A 14494-nucleotide genomic window follows, 5' to 3' on the forward strand; every position below is an offset into this window, starting at 1 on the left:
GGCTTCGGTGCGCAGGGGGTTGATCTCGGAGACGGCGCCGACGAGCGTGGTCTTGCCGACACCGAAGCCGCCCGCGATGACGATCTTCGCGGAGGTGGTGGCGCGGGTGGGGGCGGCCGCGTTAGAGCTTGCGAAGTCCACTGAGGACCCTTTCGAGCAGCGTGACGTCGGGCTGGTTTCCGGATTCGCCCCCGGAAGCGGGCTGGTGGATGGCGACCAGACCGGCCTCGGCCAGGTCGGCCACGAGGATGCGGGCTACTCCCAGGGGAAGTGAGAGCAGCGCCGAGACCTCGGCGACGGATTTGACCTCCGTGCACAGCGTGCAGATCCGCTGGTGCTCCGGGAGGAGGGTGGCCAGGCGCTGCGGGTCGACATCGGCGGAGACCAGGGCCTCCAGCGCGAGTTCGTAGCGCGGCCGGGTGCGACCGCCGGTCATGGCGAACGGCCGGATCAGCGGGCCGGAGTCCTGCTCGTCCTCGAACTCCTCGACGTACCCGGGCTCCTGGGCCGGTCTGTAGCCGGGGTCCTGGGCGGGCACCTGGCCGGGCGGCGTCGGGTAGCCGGGCGGCGGGGTGTCGAAGGCGGGCTGCGGCCGGGCGTACGGGTCGTACTGGCCGTACTGCTCCTCGGGCCGGGCGTACGGGTGCTGCTGGGGCTGGCCGTACTGGTGCCGACCGTATTGCTGACCGTGGCCGGCGCCGGGTGCTCCGAAGGCGTCATGGCCTGTGCCAGGGTACGGAACGCCGTACTGGCCGCTGCGGTCGTCGGGCGGTGTCACGGTTCCTCTCCTCACAAGGTGCGGCGGTGCGGTGCGAGCTTCGGTACGAGTCCGGAGCCTGTGGTGCGAAGGCCGTACAACGTCCGAACCCGAGCCCGCCGAAGCGGGCCCGGGAAGGACGCGGAGGTACTTCGAATACCTGGACGGTATCCGACGAACCGTCAGTGCAGGAGACTGCCCTGGAGTTCTGCGCGCAGTGCGGGGGTGAGGACGGCTCCGGCCCGGTCGACGAGCAGGGCCATCTCGTAGCCGACCAGACCGATGTCCGAGTCGGGGGAGGCGAGGACGGCGAGGGCCGAGCCGTCGCTGATGGCCATGAGGAAGAGGAAGCCGCGCTCCATCTCGACGACGGTCTGGTTGACCTCGCCACCCTCGAAGATCCGGCTGGCGCCGGAGGTGAGGGAGGTGAGACCGGAGGCGACGGCGGCGAGCTGGTCGGCGCGGTCGCGCGGGAAGCCTTCCGACATGCACAGCAGGAGGCCGTCCGCGGAGACCACCACGGTGTGGGACACCCCGGGGGTGTTGTCCACGAAATTGGTGATCAGCCAGTTCAGGTTCTGTGCGGCCTGGCTCATCTGAGTCAACTCAACGCTCCTGGTGGTTCGAGCCGCCGAAGAGATCGGTGCTCCGGTTCTGTCCGTTGCCGGACTGGTCTACCTGATCGGGGTCGATCCGGAAGCTTCCGGTGTTGCCGGCGCTGCGGCCCTGCTCGACACCGCGGCGCAGGTTCGTGAGGCGGCCACGGACCTCCTCGGGGCTGCGGGAGACCTGCGGCCCTTCCTGCGGGGTGGGCTTGGCGTTGCCGGGCACCAGGTTCTGCTTGGGCACGCGGCGGGGCAGTCCGGCCCCGGTGGTGCCGGCGGAGGAGGGCTCGCGCAGCTGCTCGGCCCGCTGCCAGTCGCCGTCGTTGGGCGACTGCCAGGGGGAGGCGGTCGGGCCGGTGGGCCCGTAGCCGCCCAGTGCGGACACGTCGTGGCCGCGGGTCTCGGCGGGCGCCGAGGTGTCCTTGGCGCCGGCGAACCAGTTCGGGGTCTCGCCGGAGGGCTGGCTCAGGCCGGCCGGGGCGCTGCCCGGGCCGCCGCCCGCCAGCTGCTGGCCGGGGCGGCGCTGGGGCAGCCCGGACGGCAGGGTGGCGGTGGGCTCGGCGGCGGGCAGGGCGGGCGGCTCCGGGGCGTACGGGTGGCCGGCGGGGGCCTCCTCGGCCTGGTGGCCGTAGCCGTCCTGGCCGTACCCGTTCTGCTGGTAGCCGCCCTGGTCGTAGCCGTACTGGTCGTCGGCGTAGCCCTGGTCGTAGCCCTGCTGCTGGTACTGGCCGTAGCCGTCCTGGGCGTACTCGTCCTGCTGGTAGCCGCCCTGGTCGTAGCCGTACTGCTCGTCGGCGTAGGTGTCCTGCTGGAAGGCCTGCTGCGGGGCGTACTGGTCGTAGCCCTGCTGCTGGTAGTCCTCCTCGATCTCGGCGTCCACGACCGGCCCCTGCGGGCCGCCCTCCAGGGCCGCGCGGCGGACCTGGTCGAGGCGCTGCGAGCGCTGGACGGCCTCCAGGGCCGGGCTGAACCCGGAGGAGCCGGCGTTGCCGATGCCGGTGAGGTGGTCGTCGAAGCCCAGCTCGGCGGCGCTGCGGTTGTGGTTGTCCGGGGCCCAGTCGGCGGTCGGCTCCTGGTCGGCGAAGATCCGGGAGACGGTGAACTGCTCCTCCGGCTCCGGCGCCACCGCGGAACTGGTGACGAACGGCGGGAGCATGACCAGCGAGGTGGTGCCGGCGGACTCGCCGGACGGGCGGAGCTGGACGCGGATGTCGTGCCGCTGGGAGAGCCGGCCGACCACGAAGAGGCCCATGCGGCGGGAGATGGTGGCGTCGACCGTGGGCGGCTCGGCCAGCTTCTCGTTGATCTCCGCGAAGTCGTCGGCGGTGAGGCCGATGCCCTTGTCGTGGATCTCGACCAGCACCCGGCCGTCCGGCAGGCGGGTCGCGTTGACCAGCACCCGGGTCTGCGGGCTGGAGAACGAGGTGGCGTTCTCCAGCAGCTCGGCGAGCAGGTGGACGAGGTCGGTCACGGCGGCGCCGACGACCTCGACCTCGGGGATGCCGGACAGCTCGACGCGCTCGTACTGCTCCACCTCGGAGGCGGCGGCGCGCAGCACGTCGACCAGCGGGACCGGGGTGTTCCAGCGGCGGCCGGCCTCTTCGCCGGCGAGGACGAGGAGGTTCTCACCGTTGCGGCGCATACGGGTCGCGAGGTGGTCCAGCTTGAAGAGGTTCTCCAGCTGGTCCGGGTCGGCCTCGTTGTTCTCCAGGTCGGTGATCAGCGCCAGCTGGCGCTGGATGAGGCCCTGGCTGCGGCGCGACAGGTTGGTGAAGATCGCGTTGACGTTCCCTCGCAGCAGGGCCTGCTCGGCGGCGAGCGCCACGGCCTGCTGGTGGACCTGGTCGAAGGCCCGGGCGACTTCGCCGATCTCGTCCTTGCCGTGCAGCGGGATCGCGGTCACCGAGGTGTCGACCCGGTCGGGGTCGGTCTTGGAGAGCTTCTCGACCAGGTCCGGCAGGCGGTGGTCGGCGATCTCCAGGGCGGCGCTGCGCAGGGTGCGCATGCCGAGGATCATCGAGCGGGCGACGTAGCCGGTGAGCAGGCCGGCCAGGATCAGTGCGGCGACGACGATGACCGTGTTGAGGATGGCGTCGTAGAGCGCGTTGTCCTTGAGGTTGCGGGAGTCGGTGAGGACGTTGTCCAGCAGCACGACTTCGGTGTTCCGCAGCGCCTGGATGTGGGTACCGGCGGCCTGGTTCCAGTTGTCCGGGGTCAGACCGGCGTTCTTGGCCTCCGCGTACGCGGCGTCGGCCGCGGCCTTGCCCTTCTGCTGCCCGATGGCGGCGGCCTCGGCGTAGTTGGCGGCGAGCCCCAGCAGGCCCTGCATGGTGGGCGCCGTGCCGTTGGGCATCTTGTACGCCGAGCGGTCCTGGGCGGTGGCCAGGGCGACCTGGGCGTCGCTGTACTTCTTGGCGTCCTCGGGGGCGGCACCGGTGTTGAACTCGGAGAGGGAGACCTGCTCCAGCTTCTCCGCGACCAGGATCTGCTGGGTCATGTCCTGGTTCTCGTAGCGCGTGGTCACGCCCTGCGAGGCACCGACCAGCAGGCTCAGCATCAGCGAGCGCTGGGTCGAGGCGGAGGCCTTGGCCAGCGACATCGCGTAGATCGCGCGGCCCTTGCTGGTGGCGTTGGAGGAGCCGTTGCCGACCGAGTTGTCGTAGGCCAGCAGCGGCGCGAACATCGCCGAATAGGCGTTCGCGGTGGCGCTGGCGAACAGCTCCTTGCCGTACGCGACCTGCCGCAGGTGCGGCAGGTCGACCAGCAGCTGCTCGAAGGCGTCGTGGCGGCGCGGCAGCTCGCCGGACTTGTCCGAGGCGTTGTAGGCGGCCTGGTAGGCCTTCAGCGCGGTGTCGGTGTCGGCGCGCCGCTTGGCGACCTCGTTGTTCGGGTCCTGCCCGGTGAGCAGGGGTATCAGGGTCTTGTCGCGCTCGTTCTCGAGCGCTTCGGCGAGTTCGGTCGCCGTCTTGGCGAGCTCGGCGGTCTTCTCGGCGCGGGACGCCTTGATGTAGCCGTCGACCGAGGTGTTCACTCGCAGACCGCCGAAGACGAGACTGATGATCACGGGGATCAGCAGGATCGCGATCAGTCGGGTCGGCACGCGCCAGTTGCGCGGACGGAGGAAGTCGTAGCGGCTGGACGGAGCGCCGTCGCCGGACGGACCCGCCGGACCGGTGCGCGGCTCCTTGGCGGCCGCCGGGGGCTTGGCGGCCGGGGTGGCCTGGGAGCGCTCCTCGGTGGGAGTGAACGCGGAGAATCCGGCCTGTTCCGCGGCGCTGCCGTTAGGCGCGCTCTGGCGGGGCTCGGAGCGCCGCTGCGGGGCGGGTTGCTGCTTACGCCTCACTCGACTACTACCTCTCGGCCGACTTGCCGGCCATGGATCAATCCAGCGCTACCCCCGGGGCCCTGGCCCGCCGCCGGAAGGCCGGCGCGGGATGTTCAGGGGTAGCTGGAATTTCAGCACGTGCAGGGATGGGGGACAAACAGCCGCCGTATGGCACCCGCGACGGAACAATCCGGACAATCGGCGACATGACGGAGCAAAACCGTGGTGATCTGGCGCTGAGTGACGCTGATTCGCCACGCTGCGTCATTGTTGATCACAAAATGCCTACCGAACTGTTATCCGCCGCTTATACACGGGTCTTGCGCGCGGCCCCGGGAGGACACCCGACGGTAAAGCACCGCCGCCCCGGCGACCCGTCAGTGTGACGGCTCACCGGGGCCTGTCGGTTCCCGTGACTCGCGTGACTCGGGTTACTCGCGCGCTCGCCTCCGGGGCACCCTTCGGCACGGCTCGGCTCCGCTGTCAGCGGAGTCGGGCGAGGAGGGCGTGTTCGACGAGGGTGATGAGGGCGCTCTTGGCGCTGTCGCGGCGGCGGGCGTCGAGGGTGATGACGGGGGTGTCGGCGCCGAGTTGGAGGGCTTCGCGGACTTCGTCGGCGGTGTGGGGCTGGTGGCCGTCGAAGCCGTTGAGGGCGACGACGAAGGGCAGGCCGCTGTTCTCGAAGTAGTCGAGGGCGGGGAAGCAGTCGGCGAGGCGGCGGGTGTCGACGAGGACGACGGCTCCGATGGCGCCTCGGACGAGGTCGTCCCACATGAACCAGAAGCGGTCCTGTCCGGGGGTGCCGAAGAGGTAGAGGATGAGGTCTTCGTCGAGGGTGATGCGGCCGAAGTCCATGGCGACGGTGGTGGTCGTCTTGCCGGAGACGTGGCTGATGTCGTCGATGCCGGCGGAGGCCGAGGTCATGACGGCTTCGGTGCGCAGGGGGTTGATCTCGGAGACGGCGCCGACGAGCGTGGTCTTGCCGACACCGAAGCCGCCCGCGATGACGATCTTCGCGGAGGTCGTGGCGCGGGCGGGTCCGTTAGAGCTTGCGAAGTCCACTGAGGACCCTTTCGAGCAGCGTGACATCGGGCGTTCCGCCCGACTCGCCCGCGGCGGCGGGCTGGTGGATGGCGACGAGGCCGGCCTCGGCCAGGTCGGCCACGAGGATGCGCGCCACACCGAGCGGCACACCGGCCAGTGCGGAGATCTCCGCGATGGACTTGACCTCACGGCAGAGGCCGACGATCCGGGCGTGCTCGGGCAGCAGCCCGGTGGTGCGCTCCGCCGAGCCCGTGGTCGAGATCAGGGCCTCGATCGCGAGCTGGTACCGGGGGCGGGTCCGGCCGCCGGTCATCGCGTAGGGGCGGACCAGCGGCTGCTGCTCGTAGCCGTCGGACTGCTGCCCGCCGTAGCCGCTGCCGTACCCGTTGCCGTACGGGCCGGCGGGTGTCGAGGGCGGGGTCATGGGTCCTCCTTGTGCTGCGGCCTTGGGCAGCCGGTTCCAGCTGGGGCGGTGCCAGCTGAGGCGGGATCAGCTGCCTGAGGGTAGCTGAGGGTGAGGCGCCGGGTCCGGTCGGGTCGGACCCGGTGCGGGGTGGAACGGTGGGAGATCCGTGCGGGTTCCGGTCAGTGCAGGAGACTGCCCTGGAGTTCCGCGCGGAGTGCGGGGGTGAGGACGGCTCCGGCCCGGTCGACGAGCAGGGCCATCTCGTAGCCCACCAGGCCGATGTCGGAATCCGGCGCGGCGAGGACGGCGAGGGCCGAGCCGTCGCTGACGGCCATCAGGAAGAGGAAGCCGCGCTCCATCTCGACGACGGTCTGGTTGACCTCGCCGCCCTCGAAGATCCGGCTGGCGCCGGAGGTGAGGGAGGTGAGGCCGGAGGCGACGGCGGCGAGCTGGTCGGCGCGGTCGCGCGGGAAACCCTCGGACATGCACAGCAGGAGGCCGTCCGCGGAGACCACCACGGTGTGGGACACCCCGGGGGTGTTGTCCACGAAGTTGGTGATCAGCCAGTTCAGGTTCTGTGCGGCCTGGCTCATCTGGTTCAACTCAACGCTCCTGGTGATCTGCGCCGTTGCCGTCGCTCCGGCCACCGAAACTATCGAATCCGGGCTGCTGGGCACCATGCTGGGAGCCCGGCTGGTTGGCGGCCTGCTCGGCCCCGGCCCGCCGGCCCTGCTGGATGCCGCGGCGCAGGTTGGTCAGGCGGCCGCGGACCTCCTCGGGGGCGCGGGAGACCTGGGGACCGGTCAGCGGCGCGGACTCGGCGGTGCCGGAGACCAGGTTGGCCTGCGGGGTCCGCCGGGGGAGGCCGGACGTGGTGACCCCGCTGGTCGAGGGCTCGCGGACCTGCTCGGCGCGGCGCCAGCGCTCGTCGTTCGCGGACGGGCGCCACGGCGCGTCACCGACGCCCGGCTGCGGCGGCTGCGGCCGGCCCTGCTGCGGCTGGCTCTGCTGCGGCTGGCTCTGCTGGGGCTGGCCGAACGGCGCCTGCTGCTGGGGGGCCTGCTGCTGGGGCGCCTGGCCCTGCGGGGCCTGGGGGCGCTCCTGGCGGGGCTGCTGCTGCGGGGCGCGCTGCGGCCGGCCCGGCTGCTGGAGGTCCGGCGCGGAGGTGCCGGGGCGGCGCGGCTGGTACCCGCGGGGCTGGCCCTGCGACTGGCCGTCGGCCTGCTGCGGGTACCAGGGCTGCTCGCCGGTGGCCTCGGACGGGCCGGTCGGCAGGGCCATCGGCTCCTGGCGCTGCGGCTGCTGGGGCAGCTGCTGCTGCGGGGCCTGCGGGGCCTGCTGGGGCTGCGGCTGGCCCGGGCTCGGCACGTTCGGCAGCACCGGCTCCACCAGGCCGAGGCCCAGCGGGTCACGCGGGTCGATCTGGCTGGCCTCGAAGCGCGGCCGGGCGAACTGCTGGGTGCTCTCCACCGGCGCCGGCTCGGCCGACGGCAGCGGCTGGGCCTGCTGCTGCGGGGGCAGCTGGGGCTGACGGCCCTGCTGCGGCGCGTCCGGGCCGGGGCGCTGCGGACGGCGCTGGCCCTGCGGGCCCTGCTGACCGGGCTGGCCCTGCGGACCCTGCTGACCGGGGGCACCGGGGCCCTGGCGGCCGGGGGCGCGCTGCGGCAGGCCGTCCTGCGGACGGTTGCCCGGGCGGGCACCCTGCTGCGGGGCGCCGGGCCCGCCGGGACGGCCGTGCTGCGGCTGCTCGCCGGTCCGCGGCGCGGGAGCGCCCGGGGCACCGTCGAACTCGCCGCCGGGGCGCGGACGTTCCTGGCCGGGGCGGCCCTGGCCGCGGCGCGGCAGGCCGTTCGGGCCGCCCTGCGGCGGGCCCTGCGGGGGGCCCTGGGGCGGGCCCTGGCGACCGGGGGCGCGCTGCGGCAGACCGCCCTGCGGCGACTGCTGCGGCCGGCCCTGCGGAGCGGGGGCCTGCTGGCCCGGGCCCTGCTGGCCGGGTGCCTGCTGGCCGGGTGCCTGCTGGCCGGGACCCTGCTGGGCGGGTGCCTGCGGCGCGGGGGCCGGTCGGCCCTGGCCGCGTCGGCCCGGCTGACCCGGGCCCTGCTGGCCCTGCTGCGGCTGGCCGGGCTGAGCCGGGTTCTCGCGCAGCGACTGACCGACCTGACGGGTCGGCAGGCCCGCCGGCCCGCCGGCCCGGCCGCCGGGCGCACCCGGGCCGGTCGGCGCGGCGGGAGCGGCGGGGGCGGACGGACCGCCCTGGCCGAGCTGCGGGCGGCCGCCCTGCGGGGCACCGCCGGCCGGGCCCTGGCCGAGCGCGGCCGGACCGTTCTGGCGGGCGGGCGGCACCTGGCGCTGCTGGCGCGGCGTCGGGGCGACCCCGCGCTGCTGCTTGGGCTGGCCGCCGGGGCCGGGACGGCCGCCGGGGCCGCGGCGCTCGGCGGAGTTGGTGACGTCGACCGGGAGCATGACCAGCGCGGTGGTGCCGCCGGAGTCGCTCGGGCGCAGCTGGATCCGGATGCCGTGTCGCAGGGACAGGCGGCCGACCACGAAGAGGCCCATGCGGCGGGAGACCGAGACGTCCACCGTCGGCGGGTTGGCCAGGCGCTCGTTGATCTCGGCGAGGTCGTCCGGGCTGAGGCCGATGCCGGTGTCGTGGATCTCGACCAGCACCCGGCCGTCCGGCAGGGCGTGGCCGGTGACCCGGACGCGGGTCTGCGGGCTGGAGAACGAGGTGGCGTTCTCCAGCAGCTCGGCGAGCAGGTGGACGAGGTCGTTGACGACGCGGCCGGCGACCTCGGCCGACGGTACGGCGGCGAGTTCGATGCGTTCGTACTGCTCCACCTCGGAGGCGGCGGCGCGGAGCACGTCGACCAGCGGGACGGGGCGGGTCCAGCGGCGGCCCGGGTCCTCACCGGCGAGGACGAGGAGGTTTTCGCCGTTGCGGCGCATGCGGGTCGCGAGGTGGTCGAGCTTGAACAGGTTGGCCAGCTGGTCCGGGTCGGCCTCGCGGCTCTCCAGCTCGGAGATGAGCGACAGCTGGCGCTGGATGAGGCCCTGGCTGCGGCGCGAGAGGTTGGTGAACATCGCGTTGATGTTGCCTCGCAGGAGGGCCTGCTCGGCGGCGAGGCGGACGGCCTCGCTGTGCACCATGTCGAACGCGTGGGCCACGTGGCCGATCTCGTCGGTCGAGTCGACGGCGACCGGCTCGACCGTGGTGTCGACGTCGTGCGGGTCGCTCTCGGAGAGCGTCTTGACCAGCTCGGGCAGGCGGCGCTCGGCGACGTCCTCGGCCGCGGTCTGCAGGCGGGTCAGCGAGCGCACCATCGAGCGGGCGATCAGACCGGCGCCGCCGAGGGCGATGATCAGGGTCAGCGCGACGGCGGCACCGATGATCAGGGCCTCGGTGTCGGCCTGGGACTGGAGGTCCTGGGCCTTTCCGTCGAGGTCCTCGATCAGCTTGGACTCGATCCGGCGCTCGGCCGTGATCTTGGTGGTGGCCTTCTCGTACCAGTCCTTGTACGAGACCGCCTCGGTCTGGTGGATGCCGCCGGGCTGCAGGATCGAGCGCGAGTAGCGGTCCGCCTCGGCGATCACGTTGTTGTAGCTCAGCTGGCCGCGCAGGTTGTCCAGGTCGTGCGAGGTGTAGATGTTGTTGAAACTGGTGAGCGCGTTGTCGTACGTGGTCCGCAGGCGGATGCCGAAGGACTCGTCGCTCGCGCTCAGGTCGGGCGCCTTGGGGTTGCCCAGACCGGCGCTGATCAGCGCGCGCTGCTGCGAGGTCGCGTCCTTGGCGAGCGAGAACTGCTGCAGCGCGCGGGTGGCGATGAGCAGGTCCTGGTTGTTCGAGGCGAGCGCGATGTCCTGGGTGATGCCCAGGAGGTCGCGGATGATCACGTCGTAGGCGGTGATCGTGGCCTGGATGTTCTGGTTGTTCTGGTACGGCGTGTTGCGCGCGTCCGCGATCGAGTTCAGGTCCTTGCGGATCTGGAACAGCAGGGCCTTGCCGCCGGAGAGCTGGAGGTTCTCGAACTTGTCGGAGGAGGCCGTGAAGGTCCGGCTGAGGTCGTCGGTGGACTTGCGGGCGGCGACGATCTCGTCGTCCAGCGGGTCACTCGGACGGTTGGTGATGTAGCCGGCGCTGATGTCGCGCTCGGTCTGCAGGGCGTCCGCGAGGTTGGTCGCCTTCTTGGCCAGGTCGGACAGGTTGGCCATCTGGGCGAGCTGCTGGGAGTTCTGCATCGAGGTCTGGATGCGCAGGCCGCCGAGGACCAGCGAGACCATGACCGGCAGCGCCAGCAGGGCGATCAGTCGGGTGCGGATGCGCCAGTTGCGCATCGCGAGCCGGCTCAGACCGGTGGCGCGGCGCCTGGTCAGGGTGGTCCGGAGCTTGTCCCGCGCGGACTTCCGCTCCTGCCCGTCGTCCTCCGGCCGGGCGGGGGCCTCGGGCGTCACGGGGTCGGTCGGGCCGCCGGGGGCCGCCGCCTGTTGAGGGGCTGCCACAGGCTCGCGCGACTCCGGGTTTCCCGCGGCGCCGCTACCCCTTTTGAAACGTCCCTGCACTGGCGTCGCAACCTCTGGACCGGGCGTCCCGCCGCGTCGCCACGGCCTGGACGGTGTCGAGTTTCCTTCCGCACCCCGGCCGGTCCGGGAGAGCGGGTCGCCGGGGTGGACTGCTCCCTACCCACGGTCCGTGGCATTCCAGCACAGCGAGGGAATCCCAACAAGGGCCGCTGGAACCCACGGCCGGGTACTACCGACCGCATGCGGCATCTCACTGACTGTGCGGTAACCGGACCGGAATACCGCCTTTTTCGGACACTCGCCGGATACATGCCAACGTGGCCGGAGATCGAAAAGAGTCGCAGACCTGCCGGAATGCCCGTTGTGTACGGAATGCCGGAATATTCCGATGCGGCGATATGTCGGATATTCGTGATTTGTGCGTCAATTTGTGAGCAAAATCACAGGTGAATGTGTAGCTTTGGTCACGGCCTGTATGGAAAGAGATCTCGTAACCTTGGCTGTCTCCTGGAGCACGGCCCCGATCAGCCTGCCCAGAACCCCTCCGAATCAATCGGAATCACGCAGGCCGGTGCGGATCCCTGGTGATCCCCCCGGCCACGACCACGAGGTGCTCTCGATGTCCCTGGCGAAGAAGGCCACCAAGTCGACGCTGTCCTGCCGCTCCACGGCGAACCCGCGCCGGACCACGCTGGCCTCGGTCGAGGACTTCAGCAAGATCCCGGGTGCCCGCAAGCCCGAGGACGTCCGCACCTACGGCACCGAGCTGCCGGCCGTCACCGCCAACCCGCGCCGCGTCCAGCTGATGGTCGCCCCGGTCGTCACCCCGCGGGACTGATCCGGGCCCCAGCACTGAGGGCGCCGCGAACCGATCGGTTCGCGGCGCCCTCGCTGCTACTCGCCCGCTCGCCTCCGGGGCGCTCTGACCCGGTGCCGACGGTCGTCGCTCCGGCGCTCGTTCCTCGCTTGTCGCTCCTCGCTTTCGGCACCGGCGCGCCCCTTCGGCTCAGGGCGGGCATTCCCCCTCGAACCGTGCTGAACAGGGGCAAAGCGGTCCCGGGAGGCCCCACGCGATAGCCTGGGCGACGATTGACGGGGCCGCGTCCGTGACGGGCGAGGCGCCCAGCAGCGCCCGGGGGCGCCCCGGGCGGCCGACGAAGCGAGGGGTATCCCAGCCGTGCGCATTGCCAGGTTTTCCGTCCGGGAAGGGAGCCCTGCCGCCGGCAGCGTTTCCTTCGGCGTGGTCGAGGGGGATCCGTCCCGACCCGACTCGCTGGTCGTGCACGAGCTGGCCGGTCACCCGTTCGGCCAACCCCAGCCCACCGGCGAGAGCTACCGCTTCCAGGACGTCCGGCTGCTCAGCCCGATGCTCCCCAACAAGATCGTGGCGGTCGGCCGCAACTACGCGGCGCACGCGGCCGAGCTGGGCAACGACGTCCCGGACGTCCCGCTCACCTTCTTCAAGCCGTCCACCTCGGTGATCGGCCCGACCGAGAACATCGCGTACCCGCCGTTCTCCTCGGACGTCCACCACGAGGCCGAACTCGCCGTGGTGATCGGCCGGATGTGCCGCGAGGTGCCGCTGGACCGGGTGCCCGAGGTGATCCTCGGCTACACCTGCGCCAACGACGTCACCGCCCGGGACGTCCAGCAGCGCGAGGGCCAGTGGGCCCGGGCCAAGGGCTTCGACACCGCCTGCCCGCTCGGCCCGTGGATCGAGACCGACCTCGACCCGGCCGACCTCGCCGTCACCTGCACGGTCAACGGCGAGCTCCGCCAGACCGGCCGCACCTCCCTGATGATCCGCTCGGTCGCCGAGCTGGTCGTCCACATCTCCGAGGCCATGACGCTGCTGCCCGGCGACGTCATCCTCACCGGCACGCCCGCAGGGGTGGGCCCGCTCAACGTCGGCGACGAGGTCGCCGTCTCCATCGAAGGCATCGGCACTCTCACCAACAAGGTGATCAAGCGTGGCTAACACTGACCCGGCCGTCCGGGTTCGCTTCTGTCCGTCCCCGACCGGCAACCCCCACGTGGGCATGGTCCGCACGGCCCTGTTCAACTGGGCCTACGCCCGCCACACCGGCGGCAAGCTGGTCTTCCGGATCGAGGACACCGACTCCGCCCGCGACTCCGAGGAGTCGTACACCCAGCTGCTCGAGGCCATGAGCTGGCTCGGCCTGGACTGGGACGAGGGCCCGGAGGTCGGCGGCCCGCACGCGCCGTACCGCCAGTCGCAGCGGATGGACATCTACGCCGACGTCGCCCGCCGCCTCCAGGAGGCCGGCCACGCGTACCACTGCTACTGCAGCACCGAGGAGCTGGACGCCCGCCGCGAGGCGGCCCGTGCGGCCGGCAAGCCCTCCGGCTACGACGGCCACTGCCGCGACCTGACGGACGACCAGGTCGCCGTCTTCAAGCTGGAGAAGCGCGAGCCGATCCTGCGCTTCCGGATGCCCGACCGGACCATCTCCTTCGACGACCTGGTGCGCGGCACGCTCACCTTCGAGCCGGAGAACGTGCCGGACTACGGCATCGTCCGGGCCAACGGCGCCCCGCTGTACACCCTGGTCAACCCGGTGGACGACGCCCTGATGGGCATCACCCACGTGCTGCGCGGCGAGGACCTGCTGTCCTCCACCCCGCGGCAGATCGCGCTGTACGCGGCGCTCGCCGAGATCGGCGTCGGCGAGGGCACCACCCCGCGCTTCGGCCACCTGCCGTACGTGATGGGCGAGGGCAACAAGAAGCTCTCCAAGCGCGACCCGCAGTCCTCGCTCAACCTGTACCGCGAGCGCGGCTTCATCCGCGAGGGCCTGCTCAACTACCTGTCCCTGCTGGGCTGGTCGCTGGCCGAGGACCGCGACCTGTTCGACATGGACGAGATGGTCGCCGCCTTCGACGTGGCCAAGGTGAACTCCAACCCGGCCCGCTTCGACCTGAAGAAGTGCGAGGCGATCAACGCCGAGCACGTCCGCCGGCTCGCCCCGGAGGACTTCGTCCGCCGCCTGGTGCCGTTCCTCCAGGCCCCCGGCCTGTTGCCGGCCGAGCCGTCCGCCGAGCAGCTGGACCTGCTCGCCAGGATCGCGCCGCTCACCCAGGAGCGGATGGTCGTGCTGAGCGAGATCGTCAACATGGCCGGCTTCCTGTTCGTCGACCCGGCCGACTTCGCGGTGGACCAGGACGACGCCGCCAAGGTGCTGACCGCGGACGCCGGCCCGGTGCTGGAGGCCAGCGTCAAGGCGCTGGAGGAGCTCGCGGACTTCACCCCGGAGCCGATCCAGGCCGCGCTGCGCGAGGCGCTGGTGGAGGGCCTGGGCATCAAGCCCAAGTTCGCCTTCACGCCGCTGCGGGTGGCCGTCACGGGCCGCCGGGTCTCGCCGCCGCTCTTCGAGTCGATGGAGCTGCTCGGCCGCCCCGAGACGCTGCGCCGGCTCCGCCTGGCCCTGGACGCCCTGCCGACCGCCTGAACGGGCCGCGCAAGCGCCTCCTGAGCAGCCCGCGGGCCCGGCTCCGTGCCGGGCCCGCGGCGCACCCGGAGGCCACCGGACGGCCTCCCGGTCGCTGCCTGCGGTTATCGATTTTGGAGCCTGGGCGGACGTCGGGTAATGTTCTTTCTGCGCCGCCCGGGAGGGAACGGACGAGGGAGCGAAAGCCCCTCGGAACGGGACCGACCGAGAGGCGCAACGCCTGAGAAGGCCCCGCAGGGGTTCAACTCTGGTGGGGTATGGTGTAATTGGCAGCACGAGTGATTCTGGTTCATTTAGTCTAGGTTCGAGTCCTGGTACCCCAGCGCAGTACGATCGGCAACGATCACCCGCAGTACAAATGAAGATCCA

Annotated in this window: 10 protein-coding genes, 1 tRNA gene and 1 pseudogene; 4 read left to right on the forward strand and 8 right to left on the reverse strand. The window is 71.8% G+C overall.

The window, feature by feature from the left end:
- From ACFVXG_RS19915 to ACFVXG_RS19950, 8 genes and pseudogenes are all read right to left on the reverse strand, one after another.
- Nucleotides 1-141 (reverse strand): annotated as a pseudogene (locus ACFVXG_RS19915) (ATP-binding protein); the annotation flags it as partial.
- Complete coding sequence (locus tag ACFVXG_RS19920) at nucleotides 122-778, reverse strand: DUF742 domain-containing protein (RefSeq protein WP_387929213.1); 657 nt, start codon at nucleotides 776-778, stop codon at nucleotides 122-124. The pseudogene ACFVXG_RS19915 and the gene ACFVXG_RS19920, both read right to left, overlap by 20 nt.
- Nucleotides 779-939: 161 nt before the next feature.
- Nucleotides 940-1353 carry a roadblock/LC7 domain-containing protein gene (locus tag ACFVXG_RS19925; protein WP_097236138.1) on the reverse strand — a complete coding sequence of 138 codons (414 nt, stop codon included), beginning with the start codon at nucleotides 1351-1353 and terminating at the stop codon, nucleotides 940-942.
- Between the two features lie 10 nt (nucleotides 1354-1363).
- Entirely contained in the window at nucleotides 1364-4705 is a 3342-nt protein-coding gene (locus ACFVXG_RS19930; protein ID WP_387929214.1) for a nitrate- and nitrite sensing domain-containing protein, read from the reverse strand.
- Nucleotides 4706-5170: 465 nt separating this feature from the next.
- A complete protein-coding gene (locus ACFVXG_RS19935) occupies nucleotides 5171-5749 on the reverse strand; it encodes an ATP/GTP-binding protein (RefSeq protein ID WP_270143826.1) in 579 nt (192 codons plus the stop codon).
- Complete coding sequence (locus ACFVXG_RS19940) at nucleotides 5730-6155, reverse strand: DUF742 domain-containing protein (RefSeq protein ID WP_350508230.1); 426 nt, start codon at nucleotides 6153-6155, stop codon at nucleotides 5730-5732. Before ACFVXG_RS19940 ends, ACFVXG_RS19935 begins: the two co-directional genes overlap by 20 nt.
- A 161-nt stretch (nucleotides 6156-6316) precedes the next feature.
- Nucleotides 6317-6730, reverse strand: coding sequence for a roadblock/LC7 domain-containing protein (locus ACFVXG_RS19945; RefSeq protein WP_030248297.1), 414 nt, complete (start codon nucleotides 6728-6730; stop codon nucleotides 6317-6319).
- A 10-nt stretch (nucleotides 6731-6740) separates the two neighbouring features.
- Nucleotides 6741-10634, reverse strand: coding sequence for a nitrate- and nitrite sensing domain-containing protein (locus ACFVXG_RS19950; protein ID WP_387929215.1), 3894 nt, complete (start codon nucleotides 10632-10634; stop codon nucleotides 6741-6743).
- A gap of 640 nt (nucleotides 10635-11274) precedes the next feature.
- On the opposite strand from ACFVXG_RS19950, the gene ACFVXG_RS19955 reads away from it, so the two are divergent.
- The 4 genes from ACFVXG_RS19955 (at nucleotide 11275) to ACFVXG_RS19970 (ending at nucleotide 14448) form a co-directional block, all read left to right on the forward strand.
- Nucleotides 11275-11493: a hypothetical protein gene (locus ACFVXG_RS19955; protein ID WP_387929217.1), complete on the forward strand. Its 219-nt coding sequence runs from the start codon at nucleotides 11275-11277 to the stop codon at nucleotides 11491-11493.
- Between the two features lie 339 nt (nucleotides 11494-11832).
- The gene (locus ACFVXG_RS19960) at nucleotides 11833-12633 is read left to right on the forward strand and encodes a fumarylacetoacetate hydrolase family protein (RefSeq protein ID WP_387929219.1); all 801 of its coding nucleotides are present in this window, start codon (nucleotides 11833-11835) and stop codon (nucleotides 12631-12633) included.
- Nucleotides 12626-14125, forward strand: a complete 1500-nt coding sequence (gene gltX / locus ACFVXG_RS19965) for a glutamate--tRNA ligase (RefSeq protein WP_387929221.1) — start codon at nucleotides 12626-12628, stop codon at nucleotides 14123-14125. Before ACFVXG_RS19960 ends, gltX begins: the two co-directional genes overlap by 8 nt.
- Nucleotides 14126-14376: 251 nt before the next feature.
- Nucleotides 14377-14448 (forward strand) — tRNA-Gln (locus ACFVXG_RS19970).
- The last annotated feature ends 46 nt before the right edge of the window (nucleotides 14449-14494 follow it).

The organism is Kitasatospora sp. NPDC058162 (genome assembly GCF_042884005.1).
In the GTDB taxonomy this organism is placed as follows: Bacteria; Actinomycetota; Actinomycetes; order Streptomycetales; family Streptomycetaceae; genus Kitasatospora.

Excerpts from the sequence above, each read along its gene's own strand:
- ACFVXG_RS19940 (WP_350508230.1), bottom strand. The coding sequence starts at position 6,155 with ATGACCCCGCCCTCGACACCCGCCGGCCCGTACGGCAACGGGTACGGC.
- ACFVXG_RS19925 (WP_097236138.1), bottom strand. The coding sequence starts at position 1,353 with ATGAGCCAGGCCGCACAGAACCTGAACTGGCTGATCACCAATTTCGTG.
- ACFVXG_RS19955 (WP_387929217.1), top strand. The coding sequence starts at position 11,275 with ATGTCCCTGGCGAAGAAGGCCACCAAGTCGACGCTGTCCTGCCGCTCC.
- ACFVXG_RS19945 (WP_030248297.1), bottom strand. The coding sequence starts at position 6,730 with ATGAGCCAGGCCGCACAGAACCTGAACTGGCTGATCACCAACTTCGTG.